Consider the following 24,016-nt stretch of genomic DNA (forward strand, 5'->3'; position numbering starts at 1 on the left):
GGCGTTGAGTTGCAGGGTATAGACCCGAAACCCGGTGATCTAGCCATGGGCAGGTTGAAGGTTGGGTAACACTAACTGGAGGACCGAACCGACTAATGTTGAAAAATTAGCGGATGACCTGTGGCTAGGGGTGAAAGGCCAATCAAACCGGGAGATAGCTGGTTCTCCCCGAAAGCTATTTAGGTAGCGCCTCGTGAATTCATCTTTGGGGGTAGAGCACTGTTTTGGTTAGGGGGTTATCTCAACTTACCAAGCCAATGCAAACTACGAATACCAAAGAATGGTACCACGGGAGACACACGGCGGGTGCTAACGTCCGTCGTGAAAAGGGAAACAACCCAGACCGCCAGCTAAGGTCCCAAAATCATGATTAAGTGGGAAACGATGTGGGAAGGCATAGACAGCCAGGATGTTGGCTTAGAAGCAGCCATCATTTAAAGAAAGCGTAATAGCTCACTGGTCGAGTCGGCCTGCGCGGAAGATGTAACGGGGCTAAATCGTGTACCGAAGCTGCGGCAATAGTACACCATGTGTATTGTTGGGTAGGGGAGCGTTCTGTAAGCTGTTGAAGGTGGACTGTGAAGTCTGCTGGAGGTATCAGAAGTGCGAATGCTGACATGAGTAACGATAAAGTGGGTGAAAAACCCACTCGCCGGAAGACTAAGGGTTCCTGTCCTACGTTAATCGGGGCAGGGTGAGTCGACCCCTAAGGTGAGGCTGAAAAGCGTAGTCGATGGGAAACAGGTTAATATTCCTGTACTTGATGTTATTGCGAAGGGGGGACGGAGAAGGCTAGATTATCTGGGCGACGGTTGTCCCAGTTCAAGCGTGTAGGCTGACTTTTTAGGCAAATCCGGAAAGTTAAAGCTGAGGCGTGATGACGAGTCACTAAGGTGATGAAGTAATTTATGCCATGCTTCCAAGAAAAGCCTCTAAGCTTCAGATAATATGAAATCGTACCCTAAACCGACACAGGTGGTCAGGTAGAGAATACCAAGGCGCTTGAGAGAACTCGGGTGAAGGAACTAGGCAAAATGGTGCCGTAACTTCGGGAAAAGGCACACTGGTATTAGGTCAAAGGATGCACTCCTAAGGTCGAGACCAGTCGAAGATACCAGCTGGCTGCAACTGTTTATTAAAAACACAGCACTGTGCAAACACGAAAGTGGACGTATACGGTGTGACGCCTGCCCGGTGCCGGAAGGTTAATTGATGGGGTAAACCGTAAGGGGAAGCTCTGGATTGAAGCCCCGGTAAACGGCGGCCGTAACTATAACGGTCCTAAGGTAGCGAAATTCCTTGTCGGGTAAGTTCCGACCTGCACGAATGGCGTAATGATGGCCAGACTGTCTCCACCCGAGACTCAGTGAAATTGAAATTGCTGTGAAGATGCAGTGTACCCGCGGCAAGACGGAAAGACCCCGTGAACCTTTACTATAGCTTGATACTGAATATTGAGTCTTAATGTGTAGGATAGGTGGGAGGCTTTGAAACATAGACGCCAGTTTATGTGGAGCCGACCTTGAAATACCACCCTTTAATGCTTGATGTTCTAATGTAGACCCGTAATCCGGGTTGCAGACAGTGTCTGGTGGGTAGTTTGACTGGGGCGGTCTCCTCCTAAAGAGTAACGGAGGAGCACAAAGGTTGGCTAATCCTGGTCGGACATCAGGAGGTTAGTGCAATGGCATAAGCCAGCTTAACTGCGAGAGCGACGGTTCGAGCAGATGCGAAAGCAGGTCATAGTGATCCGGTGGTTCTGAATGGAAGGGCCATCGCTCAACGGATAAAAGGTACTCCGGGGATAACAGGCTGATACCGCCCAAGAGTTCATATCGACGGCGGTGTTTGGCACCTCGATGTCGGCTCATCACATCCTGGGGCTGAAGCAGGTCCCAAGGGTACGGCTGTTCGCCGTTTAAAGTGGTACGCGAGCTGGGTTTAGAACGTCGTGAGACAGTTCGGTCCCTATCTGCCGTGGGCGTTGGAGAATTGAGGGGGGTTGCTTCTAGTACGAGAGGACCGAAGTGAACGCACCGCTGGTGTTCGGGTTGTCATGCCAATGGCATTGCCCGGTAGCTATGTGCGGAAAAGATAAGTGCTGAAAGCATCTAAGCGCGAAACTTGCCCCAAGATGAGTTCTCCCTGAGGTTTTAAACCTTCTGAAGGGATGTTGAAGACGACGACGTTGATAGGCTGGGTGTGTAAGTACAGTGATGTATTGAGCTAACCAGTACTAATATCCCGTGAGACTTAACCTTACAACACCAGAGGTTTTTAGTGATTTAGCAGAGAAATTTTGCTTGTTCATATACATTATTGTAAGTTTTACTACTATTCTTAAAGAGAGCAAATTCATTAGACAAATTTTTTAATAAAGTTCAGCTGTTATTAGTCTATGTAATGTAGGGGCGTAGTTCAATTGGTAGAGCACCGGTCTCCAAAACCGGATGTTGGGGGTTCAAGTCCCTCCGCCCTTGTTTGTAAAGTTTAAAAATGTTACTATAGTTTCCAAAATTTTTTTATTTTCAATTATGTTTCCTGATTAACTAACAACCAAATATTGCATAGTTATTAGTTAATAAGAAGGGATTGTATAAATGTTAATGATTGTGTTTGTTTAGTTTTACCAGAATAAGTCTTTTTGTCTAAGTGTTATTTGTTAAAATAGTAAATTATAATTTTAATTAATAAAAATCTATAAAGTTAATAGTGATAAGTATAATTACCAATTTTTAACTTATTTTTGATTATTTGGAATCAATTTATTTGATATAAAATATCATCATGATATATAATATAAATATACGAAATATAATTGATGATAAATTTGAAAAAAATTCACAGTGCATGTTTAGATGTTTTACTAAAAAAAGTAACATAATTTATATATTTTTTTGTTATTAAAATTTTTTAATGATATGTTATGTTATAGTTAATTATGTATGCTATACAGTAGTATTTAAGTTGTTGTTTAATTATATTTATAATTATCTCTATTCGGATATAGAACATTGTTGAACATATTAGCTGAGTGAAATATAATTACTAATACTCCCAAATCATCTCTCGTCTTTAAGTAACTACATAAAGTTATGCAATAGTTACTATCTCAATTTCAATTAAAAAAATTAATCAATTTAGAAAGTGCTTTTATGCTGAAATCGATATTATTTAATAAATAAAAAAATCGAAATACTTTTTAAAATTAAATATTTTATAAATTTACTTTTTAGTGATTCAGCAAATTTATAGATGTTTATTTATATCGATATATCTAGTAATAGACAAACATAATAAATTCATGCATAGTAACTCAAGCAAATGATAATGAGCACGAAAAAGAATTTAATGGCAAGATGGTTAGGTAGGAATATGCACAAATTAGCGTTATGTCCCACGTGTTGCTCTACGAAACTTCTGTCTTTTAAGGTGTTCGTTATTGAAAGGTTCAGTAACATTTCGTCTGTTTAAATATATGCAACGTCTTCAAGATTCGGTTAAAATTTATCGTTTTACATTGAAATATAATGTTAACGTATTAATGAAAATTTCTCGTAAAATGTTACATAAAAATAACTTAATTAAGTGCGTATATTTGTCCGTTAGCGTTTGTTAGTAATATAGAAGTAAGGGTGGTGAATCCACCAGCTACATAGTTATAATGCAGATGTAATTATTTGTCGCTTTTCCATGGGACGTTTATTTGAGTTCAGATGTATTTGAAATATGATATTAACGCGATGATTTCTTGTTGAAATCTTGTAGTCCCTAACATATTACCTGCTACAAAAAAAGCTGCTAGTAACTATCGTTCTTCTCTATTAATTAAGCAGTGAAGCATGTCTACATCGTTATCGAGAAGGTATTGTGCTTGATAAGAGCAGTTATCTTTCGGAAAGTAGTATAGGTGAAAATTTATTTCGAAGTGAAAAATAGCATTTCATTCTCACTATCATTAACTTCTTCTGCCTTTGTAGCTATAACTCATAATGTAATAATTAAATTAACTAAAAATCTTGGTATATATTAGAAGTTAGCGAATAAATTTTATCAAGAAAATTTTTTTATTTATCGGACGAGATTTTCATGCCAGGAACTACTTCTAAAATGACTCCCTCCAATTCGTAATGTTGACAATATCCAAACAGATACTGGTGTACGTAATCCTATAACTGCGAAATTCAAAAGGCATTCTTGGGTCTGTTCACGGGGACAATTGAAGAGATTTATGGTTGGTTGGATTATGTTAACCCATTATAGTAAATTATAAATATAAATTTAGTTTTTAAACTGGAGTAAAAAGCATGCCTAAATACCGTTCTAGTATTACTACACAAGGCCGTCATATGGCAGGAGCTCGTGCTCTTTGGCGTGCAACAGGAATGACCGATGCTGATTTTAATAAACCAATTATCGCGGTAGTTAATTCTTTTACTCAATTCGTGCCAGGTCATGTGCACTTGCGTGATGTAGGTAAATTAATTGGTAAAGAAATTGAAGTAGCAGGTGCTGTGGCCAAAGAATTTAATACTATTGCGATAGATGACGGTATCGCTATGGGTCATAATGGCATGCTATATTCATTGCCGTCTCGCGAAATTATTGCTGACTCAGTAGAATATATGATTAATGCACATTGTGCTGATGCCATGGTGTGTATTTCTAACTGTGATAAAGTGACTCCTGGAATGTTAATGGCATCGTTGCGTCTTAACATTCCAGTAGTTTTTGTATCTGGCGGTCCTATGGAAGCAGGTAAAACAAAATTATTAGACGAAATAATTAAATTAGATCTAGTGGATGCTATGATACAGGGAGTAAATAAAACTCTTATTGATGAAGATAGAAAACGCATTGAACGTGCCGCTTGTCCAACCTGCGGTTCTTGCTCTGGAATGTTTACGGCTAATTCTATGAATTGTCTTACCGAAGCACTAGGTTTATCACAACCAGGTAATGGTTCCTTATTAGCCACCCATTCTGATCGCAAAAGTTTATTCATTAATGCTGGTAAACTTATTGTGAAGTTAACTCACCTATATTATAAAGAAAATAATGATTCTGTACTACCCCGAAGTATAGCAAATAAAGCTGCTTTTGAAAATGCTATAATGTTAGACATTGCTATGGGTGGTTCTACCAATACAGTTTTACATTTACTAGCAGCAGCACAAGAAGGTGAAATAGATTTTCATATTTCTGATATTGATCGTCTATCGCGTAAAGTACCACATTTATGTAAAGTAGCACCTAGTACTAATAAATATCATATGGAAGATATGCACCGAGCTGGTGGAGTGATGGCTATTCTAGGTGAATTGGATCGTGCTAATCTACTACACACTAACATTTATAATATACTAGGACTGAGCTTACGTGAAACGTTAGATCAATATGACATAATGCTTACTAAAGATGAATCGATAAAAAAAATGTTTCGTGCAGGTCCAGCAGGTATTTATACTCGTAAAGCCTTTTCTCAAAATAGTCGTTGGGATACCTTAGATAATAATCGTCAAGAAGGTTGTGTACGCACACGTGAATATGCATACTCACAGGACGGCGGAATAGCAGTTTTATACGGTAATATTGCACAAGATGGTTGTATCGTAAAAACTGCGGGTGTAAATAAAAAATTACTTATTTTCAAAGGAATAGCTAAAGTATTTGAAAGCCAAGATACTGCAATTCATGCAATTCTCAGTGGAAAAATAGTAATTGGTGATGTAGTAGTAATTCGTTATGAAGGACCAAAAGGTGGACCAGGTATGCAGGAAATGTTATATCCAACTACCTATCTTAAATCAATGAATCTTGATAAACATTGCGCGTTAATTACAGATGGCCGTTTTTCAGGTGGTACATCTGGTCTTTCAATTGGTCACATTTCTCCAGAAGCAGCTAATGGTGGATCTATTGCATTAATTAAAAATGGTGACATTATTGAAATAAATATTTCAAATCGTACGATTATGCTTATGATAACAGATACAGAATTACAGATACGTCGAGATGCAGAAGAAGCACGAGGTAATTCAGCGTTTACGCCTTACAAACAACGTGTGCGATATGTTTCTTCTGCCTTGCGTTCTTATGCATTGCTTGCAACTAGTGCTGACAAAGGTGCTGTACGAGATAAGTCTAAATTAAGAGGTTTTAATTAATGGCAAAATTTTATCGACTGCCTGAAGCACCTGGTGCTGCAGAATATTTGCATGCAGTTTTGTGCTCACCTGTGTATGAAATTGTACAAGTGACACCATTGCAAAAAATGAAAAAAATTTCAGCACGTTTTGATAATGCGATTTTTGTAAAGCGCGAAGATCATCATCAAGTACATAGTTTTAAACTTCGTGGAGCTTATACAATGATTGCTAAATTAACTAAAGAGCAAAAAGCACATGGTGTTGTGACTGCTTCGGCGGGTAATCATGCACAAGGTGTAGCGTTATCGGCTAGTATGCTGGGTATTAAATCAATAATTGTGATGCCAGTATTTACTACAGATCTTAAGGTAGATGCAGTAAGAGAATTTGGTGGAGAAACTTATCTATACGGAAATAATTTTGACGAAGCGAAAATTAAAGCTATTGAACTTTCGCAGCAAAAAGGTTATCACTTTGTTCCTCCATTTGATCATCCGGAAATCATTGCAGGTCAAGGAACTGTAGCGATGGAGTTATTACAGCAGGATGCTCATTTAGATCGCGTTTTTGTACCAGTTGGTGGAGGGGGATTAGCAGCAGGCATAGCCGTTTTAATTAAGCAATTAATGCCACAGATTAAAGTTGTAGGTGTAGAGTCGAAGGATTCTGATTGCTTAAGGGCAGCATTGAAGGCAGGGAAACCAGTTGAGCTAAGACGAGTTGGATTATTTGCTGAAGGTGTTGCGGTAAAACGTATTGGAAAAGAAACTTTTCGGTTGTGTGAAAAATATTTAGACGATCTTGTTACAGTTGATAGTGATGCTATTTGTTCAGCAATGAAAGATATTTTTGAAGACATACGTGCAGTAGCGGAACCTTCTGGTGCATTAGCGTTAGCGGGTATGAAAAAGTATATTCACGAGCATAATATTAAAGAGGAAAGGCTAGCACATATACTTTCAGGTTCAAATGTTAATTTTCATGGGTTACGTTATGTGTCCGAACGTTGTGAATTAGGTGAACAACGTGAAGCTCTTATGGCAGTAACTATCCCAGAAAAACGAGGAAGCTTTCTTAAATTCTGTCAAGCTCTCAATGGACGTATAGTTACTGAATGCAATTATCGCTATTCAGATGCTGAAAATGCTTGCATTTTCGTTGGTGTACGTTTAACAAAAGGATTAAAAGAACGTGCTAGTATAATGATGCAGCTAATAAATTATGATTATAAAGTAATAGATTTATCGGATGATGAAGTTGCAAAACTGCATGTACGTTACATGATAGGAGGGCGTCCATCGAAGTTATTATGCGAACGTCTTTTTAGTTTTGAATTTCCTGAAGCGCCTGGTGCATTATTAAAATTTTTACAAAAATTGAGTGTATATTGGAATATTTCTTTATTTCATTATCGTAGCCATGGAACCGACTACGGTCGCGTATTAGCAGCATTTGAAATTAATAATCATGAACCATGCTTTGAAAAGTATTTTACTGAATTAGGTTATGGGTGGCATGATGAAGAAAACAATCAAGCGTTTCGTCTTTTTCTTTCTAATTAATAAAGCATAAAACATTTCGAAATATATTAATAATTAGTTGTTCGAGTGATTTTTATTTAAAGTGAATCTATTTAATATATTTCAATACATTAATTGGATTTTTTATTAATTGCGAACCATGTTTAGTACTGTTATCAATATTCATGCCATCGCAAAGATAATATGGAGCTGCTGTAGTGACACAATTGATTCTGCCTAAAAAGGATAGTATAGTGTTGGATTTACCGAAACTGATGATATAATCATTTTTTAATTATTTGATAGATTCTTTAGCCTTATTTGTTTAGAATAAACAAAACATTTAAGAAATCAGATGTAATGTGTCTTGTTTTTTAGTACGTTATGAAGTTATGCTTATTGAATTAATCAGCATATTCAATATAGAAAAAAGCCGACATCAATGATGTATAACTTAACTGTAGGTTTTAAAATAGAGAAATCTAGTTAAAATTTATAGATTAGTTTAACAATTAATTTTTAGTATTATACTGAGTAATTTCAATACGATTACAGTATAGCATTTGTACTAAATATTTTTTAACATATTAATTTGTCGGTAGTTGCATTCATCTACCTGCCTACATTTTACATCTATACCAAATTTAAAATTAAAACATTTCACTTAGCTAGATGAATAAAGAATTTACCTCATTAATGCATCATCTGTAGACATATCTATAACTAATCAATATTGAGTATTTTACAATATCAAATTGTAAACATGTTAATTTAAATGAATTAAAAATTCATATTAATTAATGATAAATATTTTATCAACGAAAATTATTAAATATGATCTCTAAGCGGAGTGTTTATGAATAATTACTTCAATACATTAAATTTCAGAAATCAATTATTGCATCTCGGAAAGTGTCGCTTTATGGAACGCAGTGAATTTAATGATAGAATTTCTTTATTAAAAGGAAAAAAAATTGTCATAGTTGGGTGCGGAGCTCAAGGGTTAAATCAAGGTCTAAATATGCGCGATTCGGGTCTTGATATCTCATATGCACTGCGTTCTGAAGCAATTGCTGAAAAGCGTATCTCTTTTTGTAATGCTAGCAATAACGGTTTTAAAGTCGGTACTTACGAGGAATTAATTCCACAAGCAGATTTGGTAATAAATTTAACTCCAGATAAACAGCATTCTATAGTCGTTCAATCTCTTCAACCGCTCATGAAAAATGGCGCTGTGTTAGGTTATTCACATGGGTTTAACATTGTTGAAGTAGGTGAAATTATACGCAAAGATATCACGGTGATAATGGTGGCGCCAAAATGTCCAGGCACTGAAGTACGAGAAGAATACAAACGTGGGTTTGGTGTACCTACTTTAATTGCTGTTCATGCAGAAAATGATCCTAAATGCGAAGGTATAGCAATTGCTAAAGCTTGGGCCGTTGCTATAGGTGGAGATCGTGCAGGTGTTCTAGAGTCATCTTTTATTGCAGAAGTTAAATCTGATCTGATGGGAGAACAAACTATTCTGTGCGGGATGCTTCAAGCAGGGTCTCTACTTTGTTTCGACAAATTACGCGAAGAAGGGTATGATTTAGGATACGCCCAAAAATTGATTCAACTAGGTTGGCAAACAATTACTGAGTCGCTGAAATTGGGTGGTATCACCTTAATGATGGATCGTTTGTCTAATCCAGCTAAATTACGCGCATGTGCTTTGTCTGAAAGTTTAAAAGATATTTTATGTCCTTTATTTCAAAAACATATGGATGATATTATTTCCGGCAATTTTTCTGAAAATATGATAGCTGATTGGAATAATAATGATAAAAAGTTACTAACTTGGCGTAAAAAAACTAGCAAAACAGTATTTGAAAATACACTTCAAAGTAATGAAACAATTAAAGAGCAAGAGTACTATGATAAAGGTATATTATTAGTAGCTATAGTAAAAGCAGGTGTTGAATTAGCATTTGAAACTATGGTAGATGTGGGAATTCGTGAAGAGTCAGCCTACTATGAATCTTTACACGAATTGCCATTAATTGCTAATACAATTGCACGTAAACGTTTATATGGAATGAATTTAATTATTTCTGATACTGCCGAATATGGTAGTTATTTATTTTCTTTTAATGCGGTTCCTTTGCTAAGAGAATTTATAAAAAAATTACAATCCGATAATTTAGGTAAGATTATTGAATATACAAAAATTGATAATATAGAGTTACGTAACATAAATGAAGCAATTCGAAAACATCCAATTGAAATGATTGGCCGTAAATTACGTTACTATATGAGAGATATGAAGTGTATTGAGAACAATAGTTAGTTATCTATACTATTTTACCTGCTGGTCCTTTTTAATAGATCGCAAGCAGGTAGTCTAATTAAAACACCAAGGGAAAATAGATATAAAATAAAAAAATCAAATGTTATACATTATACTATTTGTGAATTCGTTTGAAATATTACCATTACGCATTTTGTACCTTGTAAGGTTGTTTTTATATTTAATTTTCATAAAGTTAATATGTATTTTTGGTATATTTTGCAGTAGAAATCCAAGCAGCACAGAAAAGAGTTATAAGAGCAAAGCAATAGAAAAACGCCATTAAAGTTAATACTGAACCAAAGGCTATTCCAGAAGGAGAGCTTATAATTTTTGGTATCATAAAAGTCATAACGAATTTGATGAATTCAAAGCTAATTGCTGCTAACATAGTACCGCGAAATAGTGCTGTTTTATTAGGTTTGTATCGTGGAATAGACCAAAAGAGCCACAAAAATACCAAATAATTTGTTAATATAGAAATTAAAATTGTAGAGAAACTTATTAAAGGATATAACCATTCAAGACCTCTTAATTTTAGAATATGAATCACCGTTACCTGTATCCATCCAGTGATTACAGTTAATAATAGTGTAATAATCAATGCTATTATTAATCCAATAAAAGAAATTACATCTCTTATATATTTTTTCCAAATTTTTTCTGCGCTATATACTTGATATTGCCAACGGTTATATAACTGCAAGCTAATTGCTTGACGTACATTACTCATCCAATTGATACTAGAATAAATAGTTAGTAATAAACCAGTCAAACCCATTTTCGTACGTTGTTGAATAGCAGTATTAATCATGTTTTTTAGTATATTTACTAAAGTTGGATCCTTGATGCTATGAATAATCTTATCAACTAATTTATTGAATAGTTCTTGATCAAAAGCAGCTATAAACCCGAATACTGAAAAAGTAAACATTAATATAGGGATAATAGATAAAATTGAGAAATAAGCAATTGCTGCTCCAAATTGATTGCCTAAACGTTCATGAAATCGATTGATAGCTCGCTGAAAATGTTTTATCGCATTTATTTTAACCATACTTAAAATATATTTTAATCCAAAAAAATAACAATGTTTTCATTTATATGAAAATTATTTTCACAAACTCACTGTATTTAAAAAATCTATATTTTATTATTGTAATTTTAATAAATTACGTACATTATTTTAATTAGAATAATCAAAATACAGTTTACTGTTCTTTATTAAGTTTAGTAAGATTAAAATAATTAATGTATAAAAATAATTTCAAATCAAAATAAAACCTTTCTAACTTATTATTTTCATAAGTAGAATTTCTAAATAGTTGCAAGAATATCAGCGTAAAAATTAATATCATATTTTATAGTATAACGGCAATAAGATACTGCGTTCTAAATTCTTTTAAATCAATTATTTCTTTCACCTTGCTTTATTCTATTTATTGAATATTGAACTAAATCTTTTAAAGATAATTTGCAATTTATTTATTTAAAACATAAAAATTTTCTCATGCAACACATAGATAACTAATATTTTTTTAAATTTTACTTAAAAAAGTACACTGTGTCAGCTTTAATTTAGGTATTTTATATCATATGGGATGGATGTATCATCTTTTGTTCAACGTTTAGCTATCAATAAATATAGACACAGGAGAATTCATATGCACGTTAATAGCCGGATATTACAAGAACTCGCTGCTATAGGTATTATAGATCCGATAGAATTAGTATATAATCCCGATTACGATATGTTATTTCACGAAGAAATGCAAACAAATTTAAAAGGTTATTCGAAATGTACTTTGACAAAAAGTGGTGCTGTAGCAGTCGATACAGGCGTTTTTACTGGTCGTTCACCAAAAGATAAATATATCGTATGTGATAAAACTACACGTGATACATTATGGTGGAGAGGTATTAGTAATGCTGAAAATGACAATAAACCATTATCAGTAGAAACTTGGCAAGCGTTAAAAAATTGCTGCACACAACAACTATCGCAAAAACGTCTATTTATAGTCGATGCTTTTTGCGGATCAAATTTTAATACACGTGTTAAAGTTCGTTTTATTATGGAAGTAGCTTGGCAAGCACATTTTGTTAAAAATATGTTTATCAGACCTAACAAATCCGAATTGACTAATTTTCAACCAGATTTTATAGTATTAAATGCAGCTAAATGTACCAATCCTGACTGGAAGCTTCACAATTTACATTCTGAAAATTTTATAGCTTTTAATCTTACTGAAAATATGCAGCTGATTGGTGGAACTTGGTACGGTGGTGAAATGAAGAAAGGTTTATTTTCAATTATGAATTATTTATTACCACAAAAAGGAATTGCTGCAATGCACTGTGCTGCTAATATCGGAAAAACAGGTGATGTAGCTATATTTTTTGGTCTTTCAGGTACTGGTAAAACTACACTTTCTACCGATCCAAATCGTCAGTTGATAGGTGATGATGAACATGGTTGGGATGATAATGGTGTTTTTAATTTTGAAGGTGGTTGTTATGCGAAGACCATTAATCTCTCCGAAAAAGATGAACCAGAAATTTATCATGCCGTTCGTCGTAATGCGTTACTAGAAAATGTAGTGATAGATTCTAATGGTAATATTGATTATAGTGACGATAGTAAAACTGAAAACGCACGTGTATCTTACCCAATCGATCATATTGATAATATTGTACGACCTCTTTCAAAGGGAGGTCATGCTAAACATGTAATATTTTTAACGGCTGATGCTTTTGGCGTACTTCCTCCAGTATCGTGTTTAACATTTGATCAAGCGCAATATTATTTTTTATCGGGTTTTACTGCTAAATTAGCTGGTACTGAAAGAGATATAACACAACCTATACCTACGTTCTCTGCTTGTTTTAGTGCTGCTTTTTTAATGCTGCATCCGATACAATATGCAAATGTTTTGATAAATCGCATACAAAAAGCTGGAGCAAAAATCTATTTAGTTAATACTGGATGGAATGGAAATGGTTCACGTATATCTTTAAAAAATACTCGTGCTGTTATTAACGCAATTTTTACAGGCGAATTGGAAGCAGTAGACAAAATTATACTACCCGTATTTAATTTACAAATACCGACACATCTAAAACAAATAGACAAGACCATTCTTGACCCACGTTATAATTTTAAAAATACAAATAGTTGGAATCAAGCCGCAAAAACTTTAGCAAAGTTATTCATCGCAAATTTTCAAAAATACTCTGATAACAAAGCAGCAAAAGCACTAATTAAATCTGGTCCGTATCTTGCTAAGGAATAGATAATCATTCAATCTAGATATTGTTCGAAAATATTAAAAATATTTTAAAAAAAATTATTTTAAAGTAAAATAAAAATAGTATTTTTACTTTAAAAATTAAATAGAATTTATTAGCATACATAATTGACATATAGATTTGCAATCTATTTTTCTAAATGCCATTTATTTATTTTAAATTTTTTATTATCAACATATCGAAAATGCACCTTGATAATTTTCATGTGAAATTATTATTTTTTATATTTAGTACAATGGGATATGAAAGTTATTAGTAATATCTATATTGAATAATATATTATGTTGATTTTAATATTTAAAGTAATGCTATATTACTATTCACATCAAATTGTGAAAACAGAATTTTTTTCATTTTGAATGCCTATTTCAAAAAAACAATGCTTTTCTGAATAATATCATTATTCTTTTATCTCTTAATATGATTTATAAAATTATTTTTTATTTATTTTGCATAGCTAGGATGCACATTTAAATCTAAGTCAATATCAGATGTAAATTGTGAATGAGATGAGCTATATATTTTAAATAAACAATATTCCATTGCTTATGATTTTTTTATTTTAATAGAGTAATTTAGGCATATGGTGAAAAAATGTTTAAAAAAATTATTCGAGAAAGTATGCTATAATTCATATTAAATTGTACTATTAAATTCTTTAATTTAAATAGAAATTTTGTTAGGGATATGTATGAAAAACATATTTGTTCATAATTGGTATCATTGAAAAATATAAAAGTATTAAAAAATTAATTTAAATTATGATATTTATACATAATGATTGTTTTATTGATATGAAAAATCATATCAACTGTCATACATCCTAACCAATGACAAGCACATAATAGTTTATTATATACTTTTTATCACCAATCTTTAACCTTATAAATTTATAAAATTTTTTATTTTTCCAAAATTAATTATCTTGATTTTGGAAAAAAATAATATAGTGATCTAAAAAACAACATAAATAAAAGACTGTTCATAAAAAGAATAAATTTCCATCTTTAAACCATAATATTTTTTTCTTTTTATCAAATTGTTAAAGTAGTTTAATCATAAAGATATTTAATATTATATATGATTAAACTAATAAAATTGAATTTATTTTTTAAAATTTATTAAATTTAATTAAAAATGAATTTATTACGTTATCGAAACATAAAAAATGCAAATTAAAAAATAATAATTTAATGTTAATCGTATTAAGTTTAAACATTATATTAATCCAATATTAGTAATACTCTTTTTTAGTTTATTAATTATATTCATTCATAATTGCTATATAATTAATAATATAATAGTATTAATGTAAAGATTGTACTATTATTAAAAATATGTAAAGTCTTTATTTAAATAATAATACCTTAACATTTTGATAAAAAAATTCTTCATTTAGAAGTCATTTTTAAAAAATTATTTAACATAAGTGCTTTTTAACTTATTGAGAAAATTAAAATATTTTTGCTAGATGAAAATATTATCCAATTAATAAATGCACTATTATTTTGTAACATATTAATAATATTAATATGTTACAAAGAGCTAATTAAGAACACTGTTAATATAAAAAATTTTTTAAGATTGAATACATTCAGCGAATCCAAAAATATGTTGACAAAAAATATCAGGATGAGAAATAAAAGGGGCATGTGCTGCATTAGGTATTACAATAGATGGTGAATTAGGAATAGCAGCATCTAGTTGAGCTGCAATAGAGCGAGGGACTAAACCATCTAGTGATCCGTATAAACGTAAAAACGGCATAGTTAGTTGCGGTAATGCACTTCGTAAGTCTACATTCTGCAAAATATTTAAACCACCTTGTAGTATGACTACTGGTGGCATTGGCTGTGCAAGTACTACTGTTTTTAACTTAAAAGCATCTTGTTTCGCATTTTTAAGACCTATAGTTTGTAGATTAAGAAAACGCTCTATTGTACTTTTAAAATTGATACTTAATTGTTTTTGAAAACTTATTAAAGTACTCATTCTAATACCAGGCCAATTATCACGTGCAGTAAAACAGGGCGATGACGCTACACTTATTAATGCGCTAACACGTTCAGGATAATTTAACGCTACCTGAGTAGCAACTAAACCACCAAGCGACCATCCAAGCAAGCATGCACGTGATGGTAAATAAGGCAATAATTCTTGTATTATTTTCGATAAAGTGAATGGTGTTACGCTTTGACTACGTCCAAAACCTGGTAGATCTACTAGATACAGGCGGAAATATGGTCTAAGATACGGCACGATACTATACCATATTTCAGCATTGAAACCCCATCCATGTAGCAAAACTAAATTGCGCTTACCTTCTCCAGTAATGTGACAGTAAAGCGAATTCATGAGTTGAAATTCTCCAATACTGAAAAACGTTAATATCTTAATTATATGTTTTCATGATATATGTAATATATTATTTGAAAATCGATCTAGCAGCATTGACATTATCTTGTAACTGATTTTTTACATGACGTAATGAATAATTGTTATTTATTTTCAATCTAATTTCAAAGTATGTGTTACAATAGGTCTCATGTTGCATTAACCTTGTATAAGTGTTTTAATTGTACTATAATTAATTATATTTATTACATATTAAGATTACTTAACTATTAATTATCATGATAATTCGAATTACTGATGCTGCACAAAATCATTTTGAAGACCTTATTTCAACACAGAAAGAAGGAACACAAATTCGCGTATTTGTGATGAATCCAGGTACACCAGCTGCAGAATGTGGTGTTTCTTATTGTTCAGTAGATGATATAGAACTAACTGATACACAAATAAAATTTAATAAATTTTTAGTCTATATAGATGAGTTAAGTCTACCATATCTTGAAGGGGCTGAAATTGATTTAATTTCTGATAAATTAGGATCACAGCTCACATTAAAAGCACCTAATGCTAGAATACCTCAAATTTCGCAAGACGCTTCATTAGCTGAACGAGTTGAATATATGTTGATCTCGAAAATCAATCCTCAACTTGCGCAGCATAACGGTCGTGTGTCGTTAATTGATATTACCGAAGAAGGTTATGCTATATTACAGTTTGGAGGCGCATGTAACGGTTGTTCAATGATTGATATCACCTTAAAAAATGGCATAGAAAAAGAACTCCTGGCAGCTGTACCAGACTTAAAAGGTGTATTAGACATTACAGAACATCAGCATGGTAAACATTCTTACTATTAAAATTAAAGTATACTAAATATATGTGCAACATTATTAGCTGTATCTTAATTGTTTTCAAATTTTAATTTCTTTATTATCATAGACGAGAGTAAACATAAATAAATTTATGTTCTTTTCTTTATACAGTATGTTTGAATGAATTGGTTAGTTAAGGATTTTTTTTGCTTTAGCGACTATGTCCTCTTTTATTTTTATCATAATCTAAAAAATTAAATATCGATTTAAAATTAATTTTTCTCTGATTCGGCATAATAAAGTTATCTTTATATTGCTCTATGAAGGCAAAATAATGATGCTTTAAACAGTTAGTTCTGCAACTATTTTCAACTTTAAACATCTTACAATGTAAAATATCTTTCTTAACAACTGTACTAATATAAACAATATTAAGTTTAAGCATTATCATGACACCTAAAAATTGTAATACATTGAATAGTAAAAAGTAGCTATAGTATTAAAGTTTAAAATATTTTAATATTTACGTAATTTTTGAGTATACGCGTTAAACATTTTTACAGAACGTTGCATTCGTTTATAAGTAGACATCTGTCCTATGGCTAACTACCTCTAATGAAAATCATTAAGCGACATCATTTTTAATATCAAAAAATGTAAGAAAGGTTTTTCATTGAAAAAAAATAAGTGTATATTCTAATTTTTTAAGCTTAGCGATATGGTATTTTTTATAACTATAACTTACACCAATCTTCAAAACATCACTGGTATAAAACTAAAATTTAACTCGCCGAGTTTACTGTTTCAAAAATGAAATTCAGTTATCAAACTATCTATATCATCTTCTATTTATAGATGACTTATACAACTATTAACTATGTTATCTATTATTATAACATAATTTATGCTTGATTTTAAAATAGAAGTAATTAACTTAGAGTATATATCAATCATGCAAAACAGCTCTCCTACTAACGCATAAACTTACCGTTGTAATTTAGTTTTGCAAGCTTTAGACCTAGTGTAACATTTACCTCATTACGCTTCTGTCAAATTCCATACTAAATATAATATAAATTATTATGTTAGTACGCTATATAATGTTAAGTATTGATTTAAGTTAATAGTGATTTGATTAGAGCTTCAAATACTGACAATAATTTTTAGGATTAATATCATTTACCATATCAGAGATAAAATTTTTGTTGTACTTTAGAGAAATAAGTCGTTGTTTTAATAATGCATTCTGTATTTATTCAACTTGAACACTGCAATGGCTATTAAATTTTTTTAAATCATCATTGATTGCTTTCATTGCTGGCGTGCATTTGTTATTAAATAAATTGCGTTTAATTTATATCTATTGAGGTTATTAACATTTATCCTAAATACTAAGCTAGTTTACATTTCGATGTTAAACAAACGATTTCGGAACAGTAGTAAAGTCACTGTCACTCTATTTTACTGTACCAATTACCAGATCTTTTTAGATGTTAACATATTATTTTGAATCAAAGAACTTATGTGACCTATATCACTAATATTTAATGAATATTGAGGTGTAATAGTTGCTTTTGCTGTTTGGATTTCAGAAAATGGCATGGCAAAACATTGTGAAAACTGACATGAGGTTTAACTGGCTTAATAATATTCTACACTACGACGAAAGATAATCAGTAGTTTATGCGCGTACTTAGTAATCAATTCTGAGGCGTCTTTTAATTAATGGCATAGTTGTTGTTGTGCATAGATCGCAATCTAAAAGGCGAAAATGTTTCTGGAAAAACTTTTTAAAAAATTCCACTTCTCTTCTTATACGTCTTGCCTTATTGCCATGGTTAAATACTGTGCTAATGTATATTATATCAGTTAATATATAAATTGCATTAATACAGTTGCTGATGATTTTGCACAAAAAATTGGATCGAAATATTTACTAACAGTACGAAAAGCGTTATTTTTATATACTAATATTAAGATCATAATCTTCTACAATGTGCTTTATAGCACATTGTAGAAGATTGGAACTAAACAATACATCTGCGTGAAGCAAAAATCAAACAATACGATTCACAATAGTAGTAAATGGATCTTTTTTCTTGCAAGATAGTAAAAATATTATAAGACACATAAACATTTATCAAATCAATCTTGTAAATTCTTTGTCTAAACAATTAGTGAATAATTCATTAATGATGCATAAGGAGTTAGTTCATTTATGCTAATATAAGTCGATGTTTATGTTAAAATTTTAAATAATTCTTATAGTATATAATATTGTTATTAATAATGTATCAAGTGATATGATGCAAAATCATTAAATTTACTGTATATGTATGCTCTGGTGATATTGATGAATATCATGTAATTTCAGAAATCTGAGATTCTATTAAAGGGTATTTATATCAATTTGATTGATATGTATTTTTTTTTAACGTGTTCAAAAAGAATTTTGTTTAATAAACATTATTAATAATAATCTCAATATTTATTGATCTTACTTTATTGTTATTGCATGCAATGAAACTTTTTTGATAAGTATAATTCATCATCTAATCTTGTTTTAGATACAATTTTATTGATTTACTAAATATTTAGTGGATATTTTTATAGTACTACACAATTTATGCTGTTTTTAGTGTTTTAGGTATATTCGAAGTCTTTTTCTTCAATTAACAAGAATAAAAAATAAGTAATTAGCAATACATGCAGTTAAACTGGGTCAGTTATTAACTTTTAGAAACAGATAGATACAGGAAAATTAGAATTATGCAATTACAAATGATCTTCTAGATGATTAAAATGTTACTAATGTAGTTAAAATGGATTAATCTATTTTGGCTGATTTAATTAAAAAACATCATACTTTATTTGCCATAAACTACATTGTCACAGATAATGCACGCGTTCATGTCCTCGAAAATGGCGTAAAATTTATGCTACATTTATTTGATGGTCTTGATTTTAGCACTAGCATTTTTCTGGTTCTAGCTTTATTGTTCGTATTTTTTTATGAAGCAATAAATGGATTCCATGACACAGCTAATGCAGTTGCGACTGTTATCTATACTCGTGCAATGCGAGCACAGTCAGCAGTAATAATGGCTGGTATTTTTAATTTTTTTGGAGTTTTATTAGGCGGTTTAACTGTTGCTTATACTATTATTCATATGCTTCCAATCGATTTACTAGTAAATGTAAGCTGTATTCATAGTCTTGCTATGGTTTTTTCTATGTTATCAGCTGCAATTATCTGGAATCTTAGTACCTGGTATTTAGGTTTACCAGCTTCTAGTTCCCATACCTTGATTGCTTCAATAATTGGAATTGGACTGACGAACGTTTTTATAAATCAAACGTTACTTTTTGATGCACTTAATTTATCTAAAATAATGAATGTATTTTTTTCTTTAATTTTATCGCCTATTGTAGGTTTATTAATTTCTGGTAGCCTAATTTTTTTGTTACGTCGCTATTGCAACGGTACTAAAAAATGTTCACGAATTCATATGACACCTGCCGACCGTGAAAAAATTGATGGTAAAAAAAAACCACCTTTTTGGATACGCATTGCATTAATTTTTTCATCGCTTGGTGTCAGTTACTCGCATGGTGCAAATGATGGTCAGAAAGGCATAGGTTTAATTATGCTTGTTTTGATCGGTGTTACACCAGCTGGATTTGTAGTTAATATGAATGCATCAGGTTATGATATTACTCGTACGAGAGATGCTGTTAATCACTTAGAATATTACTATCGCAAAAATCAAAAAGTATTGAAGCATATTATAAAAATATCACCATATATGTTATCTATAAAAAAAGAAATACAAAATTCACAATTTCTTTACTGTAATAGTAAAAATTTACTACAAGTTATTAATAATACTCAGAATATGCTTTCTAATTTACAAAATTACGGTGAATTATCAATTGAACAACGTAGTGATCTGCGTCGTTCTTTGCTTTTTCTTTCTGATACTGTAGATAAGGTAACTAATTTTTCTGAAACTAACAATCAAGATAAAATCTTTCTTAATAAATTAAAAAATGATCTTTTAGATACCATTGAATATGCTCCAATGTGGATTATTGTAGCTATCGCTCAAGCACTTGGTATAGGTACAATGATCGGTTGGCGCCGTGTAGCAATTACGATTGGCGAAAAAATCGGAAAAAAAAACATGACTTATGCACAGGGAATGTCAGCACAATTAACCGCTGCTTTATCTATTGGTATTGCTAGCTATACGGGTATGCCTGTTTCGACTACACATATCTTATCGTCGTCTGTAGCTGGTGCGATGCTTGTTGATGGCGGCAGATTACAAAGTCGCACTCTCAAGAATATTGCTGTAGCGTGGATATTTACTTTGCCGGTTTGTATTGTGCTTTCAGGTTCACTGTATTGGATTGCTCTCAAATTTATTTAATTTTGCTTTATAATAATATGATAGGTAATTCACAAAAAGATAGTCAATATACTTTAAATGATATTTTTTATTCAGAGGGCTGGTAAATATCAAAACGGCATTTTTTAGTTGTTATTGTAGCATGTGGTGCAATATCCCCTAAAGGTCTTGCATAACACGGCCGTTTTACTACAACTCGTTTTTTTGCTAAATGACGAGCTAGTGCTAATAATTCATCTGCATCTTCATCTTTTCCTACTAATAATTGCAAAATGCGCATTTCTTTTTTTATCATGGCTTTTTTACTTTTAGTAGGATTAGTAGGGTACATTGGATCAAGGTATATAACATCTAATTTAGGCATGATAGTCATTGCTTGCTGGCTATCAACATGCAATAAAGTAAGACGATTATACAACCAGGTACCAATTTCTGTATCTCTGTAGCCACGTTGTAAAGCATCATATAATAAAGCAGCTACTATTGGATTGCGTTCTAACATAGATACATGGCAACCTAATGTTGATAATAAAAATGCATCTCGACCAAAACCCGCTGTAGCATCAAGTACATAAGGAAGATAGTTTCCTTTTATACCTACTGCTTTTGCAATTGCTTCACAACGACCACCACCAAAACACCGGCGGTACGCCAAGGAACCTTTAACAAAATCAACAAAAATGCCTGATAAATTCGGCTCATCTTTTTTTCGTAATTCAAGGTGTTTGGATGTTATTACCAGTGAAAAATTTGACTCTAGATCCTGTTCTAAATACCAGCGTTGTACTAAATCTAATAAAGTTTTTTCTTGAGAATGTGTCTCATCAATTAAATGAATTTTCACAATTAAGCATTACCTTTAAAGACCGTAATATTTTAACATCTCTTCAGGATTAGGTTCGCGACCACGAAAACGCTTAAATAACACTATCGGTTCTTCAACACCGCCACATGTCAAAATGTTGTCGAGAAATGACTGTCCAGTTTGGTGGTTAAAAATTCCTTCTTCTAAAAAACGCGAATAAACATCGGAAGATAAGACATTAGCCCATAAATAACTATAATAACCAGCAGCGTAACCGCCAGAAAAAATATGGCTAAAAGAATGTGGGAAGCGGGTCCATTCTAAATTTGGAATTACGGAAACTTGTTTTTTTACTTCCCATAGTGTTTCAAGAATTTGAACTCCTGTTTTAGGATTACATTCAATATGCAAACGGAAATCAAATATACTAAATTCTAGCTGACGTAATATAAATAACGCGGCCTGATAGTTCTTTAATAAGAGTATTTTATTTAGTAATGTTGAAGGTAGTGATTCGCCAGTTTCATAGTGTCCAGATATCAATCTTATTGCTTCTGGCTCCCAACACCAATTTTCCATTAATTGACTAGGTAATTCGATAGCATCCCATGGAATACCATCAAGACCAGATACTCCTAATACTTCAATACGTGAGAGTATATGATGTAAGCCGTGACCAAATTCATGAAATAATGTAATTACCTCATTATGTGTAAATAACGCTGGTTTGTCATACACTGGACCATTGAAATTACAGGTGATATAAGCAACAGGTTTCTGTAAACTTCCATCACCCTTACGCATCCGATTAATACAAGTGTCCATCCAAGCACCACCGCGTTTATTTTCACGTGCATATAGATCAAGATAAAAACTGCCTAGCAAATTATCACTGTCATCAAAAATATCGAAAAAACGTACTTCTGCATGATATAAATCGATATCAATACGTTCCTTAATTAAAATACTGTAGATGCGTTTTACTATTTCAAATAAACCTTTAAGTACAAATACTTCTGGAAAATAGGGACGAAGCTGTTCGTCGCTAATATTATAAAAAGAATGTTTTTGTTTTTCAGAAAAATAATCAAAATCCCAAGGTTGTACTTTATCAATTCCAAAGTTTTTTTTAACGAATTTATGTAATTGATCAAATTCTTTTTCAGCTTGCGGTCGTACACGTTTTACAAGACCGGTTAAAAACGTCATCACCTTGCAGGAGTGCTGTGCCATTTTGGTTATTAGTGATTTATCTGCATAGCAATTGAAACCAAGTAGTTTTGCTAATTCATGACGTAATATTAATTGCTCAACCATAATTGGAGTATTATCCCATTTCCTAGCGTACGGCCCTTTATCGGAAGCACGTGTTGAATAAGCAAAGTACATCTCTTTTCGTAAATGGGCATTATCACAATAGTTCATAACTCCTACATAACTTGGATGATCTAAAGTTAATAACCATCCATTTTGTCCTTTTGCTTCTGCTTGTTTTTTTGTTTTCGCTAATATATTTTCTGGTATGCCTACTAACTCTGCTTTGTTTGTTATTAATTTACTCCATGCCATAGTAGAATCGAGTAAATTATTACTATACAGTGAACTTAAATTAGCTAAACTTGTAGAAATTTCTGCATAACGTTTTTGTTGTACATTATTCAATTTAACGCCTGATAGCTCAAAATCACGTAACTTATTATCTATTGATTTCTTTTGAGCAAGATTAAACGTTGTATAAACATCGCTCTGTTTCAAATTCCAGTATGCTCGGTATAAATCTTTATTTTGACCTAACCAAGTGTTGTATTCTGAAAGTAAAGGTAATGCCTGTTCATAAGCTTTACGAAGTTCTAAACTATTTTTTGTTGAATTTAGATGGTTAATTATTGAAAAAATACGGTTAAGATAATCATGAATGTCATCTAAAGGCTGTACTAAGTTATTCCACGAATACGGCCTGCCTGCTTTTATAACTTCTTCTACCTTTTTACGACAATTTCTCAGTATTTCTTTAATAGCAGGCACAATATGTTTTGGTTCGATTTGGGAGAAAGGTGGTAATGTAAAAGGTGCAAGTAATGGATTTGTCATTTTATAATACAGTCCTTTATTAATCCTTTCATGATAGGGGTAGTACATATTCGATAATATAATACTAATCTAATAGATAGAAATACTTAACTTTAAAAAAAATAGTAAAATTTTTTCATTTTTTTGAATGTATTATTGATCCATCTTTAATTAAATTATTATGTAACGATTTAATAAATAAACACATGTTTCTTTTAGATAATACTAAAAATAAAATTTTTTACCTTGTAA

At 31.9% G+C, this 24,016-nt stretch carries 10 protein-coding genes, 1 tRNA gene and 1 rRNA gene (1 of these 12 only partly in view); 8 read left to right on the top strand and 4 right to left on the bottom strand.

Annotation, left to right across the window (positions count from 1 at the left end):
- The 5 genes from BMSBPS_RS03315 to ilvC all read left to right on the top strand — a co-directional run.
- Positions 1-2,261 (top strand): 23S ribosomal RNA (locus BMSBPS_RS03315); it begins 653 nt to the left of the window's first position.
- A gap of 146 nt (positions 2,262-2,407) precedes the next feature.
- Positions 2,408-2,480: transfer RNA gene (locus tag BMSBPS_RS03320), tRNA-Trp, on the top strand.
- A gap of 1,827 nt (positions 2,481-4,307) precedes the next feature.
- The gene (gene ilvD, locus BMSBPS_RS03330) at positions 4,308-6,167 is read left to right on the top strand and encodes a dihydroxy-acid dehydratase (RefSeq protein WP_046201176.1); all 1,860 of its coding nucleotides are present in this window, start codon (positions 4,308-4,310) and stop codon (positions 6,165-6,167) included.
- Positions 6,167-7,711 (top strand): threonine ammonia-lyase, biosynthetic, encoded by a 1,545-nt coding sequence (gene ilvA, locus BMSBPS_RS03335; protein ID WP_022564189.1) that lies wholly within the window; start codon positions 6,167-6,169, stop codon positions 7,709-7,711. Before ilvD ends, ilvA begins: the two co-directional genes overlap by 1 nt.
- 814 nt (positions 7,712-8,525) lie before the next feature.
- Positions 8,526-10,001 carry a ketol-acid reductoisomerase gene (gene ilvC / locus BMSBPS_RS03340; protein WP_044169951.1) on the top strand — a complete coding sequence of 492 codons (1,476 nt, stop codon included), beginning with the start codon at positions 8,526-8,528 and terminating at the stop codon, positions 9,999-10,001.
- Positions 10,002-10,197: 196 nt separating this feature from the next.
- On the opposite strand, the gene yhjD is transcribed toward ilvC, so the two are convergent.
- Positions 10,198-11,058 carry an inner membrane protein YhjD gene (yhjD, locus tag BMSBPS_RS03345; protein WP_022564191.1) on the bottom strand — a complete coding sequence of 287 codons (861 nt, stop codon included), beginning with the start codon at positions 11,056-11,058 and terminating at the stop codon, positions 10,198-10,200.
- A gap of 607 nt (positions 11,059-11,665) precedes the next feature.
- Between yhjD and pckA the strand changes: the two genes are divergently transcribed.
- Positions 11,666-13,294: a phosphoenolpyruvate carboxykinase (ATP) gene (gene pckA / locus BMSBPS_RS03350; protein ID WP_046201177.1), complete on the top strand. Its 1,629-nt coding sequence runs from the start codon at positions 11,666-11,668 to the stop codon at positions 13,292-13,294.
- 1,594 nt (positions 13,295-14,888) lie between these two features.
- Here pckA and bioH read toward each other — a convergent pair.
- Positions 14,889-15,665, bottom strand: coding sequence for a pimeloyl-ACP methyl ester esterase BioH (bioH, locus tag BMSBPS_RS03355; RefSeq protein WP_022564193.1), 777 nt, complete (start codon positions 15,663-15,665; stop codon positions 14,889-14,891).
- 281 nt (positions 15,666-15,946) lie between these two features.
- Here bioH and nfuA point away from each other — a divergent pair, with 281 nt between their 5' ends.
- Both nfuA and pitA read left to right on the top strand, forming a co-directional pair.
- On the top strand, positions 15,947-16,522 hold the full coding sequence (gene nfuA, locus BMSBPS_RS03360; protein ID WP_044170068.1) for a Fe-S biogenesis protein NfuA: 576 nt from the start codon (positions 15,947-15,949) through the stop codon (positions 16,520-16,522).
- 2,891 nt (positions 16,523-19,413) lie between these two features.
- Positions 19,414-20,910 (top strand): inorganic phosphate transporter PitA, encoded by a 1,497-nt coding sequence (gene pitA, locus BMSBPS_RS03370; protein ID WP_022564196.1) that lies wholly within the window; start codon positions 19,414-19,416, stop codon positions 20,908-20,910.
- A 67-nt stretch (positions 20,911-20,977) separates the two neighbouring features.
- Here the strand turns inward: pitA and BMSBPS_RS03375 are convergent, their stop codons facing one another.
- Positions 20,978-21,733, bottom strand: coding sequence for a class I SAM-dependent methyltransferase (locus BMSBPS_RS03375; protein ID WP_022564197.1), 756 nt, complete (start codon positions 21,731-21,733; stop codon positions 20,978-20,980).
- 15 nt (positions 21,734-21,748) lie between these two features.
- A complete protein-coding gene (gene prlC / locus BMSBPS_RS03380) occupies positions 21,749-23,785 on the bottom strand; it encodes an oligopeptidase A (protein WP_046201179.1) in 2,037 nt (678 codons plus the stop codon).
- Positions 23,786-24,016 lie beyond the last annotated feature (231 nt).

The organism is Candidatus Pantoea carbekii, assembly GCF_000971765.1.
Lineage (GTDB): Bacteria > Pseudomonadota > Gammaproteobacteria > Enterobacterales > Enterobacteriaceae > Pantoea_A > Pantoea_A carbekii.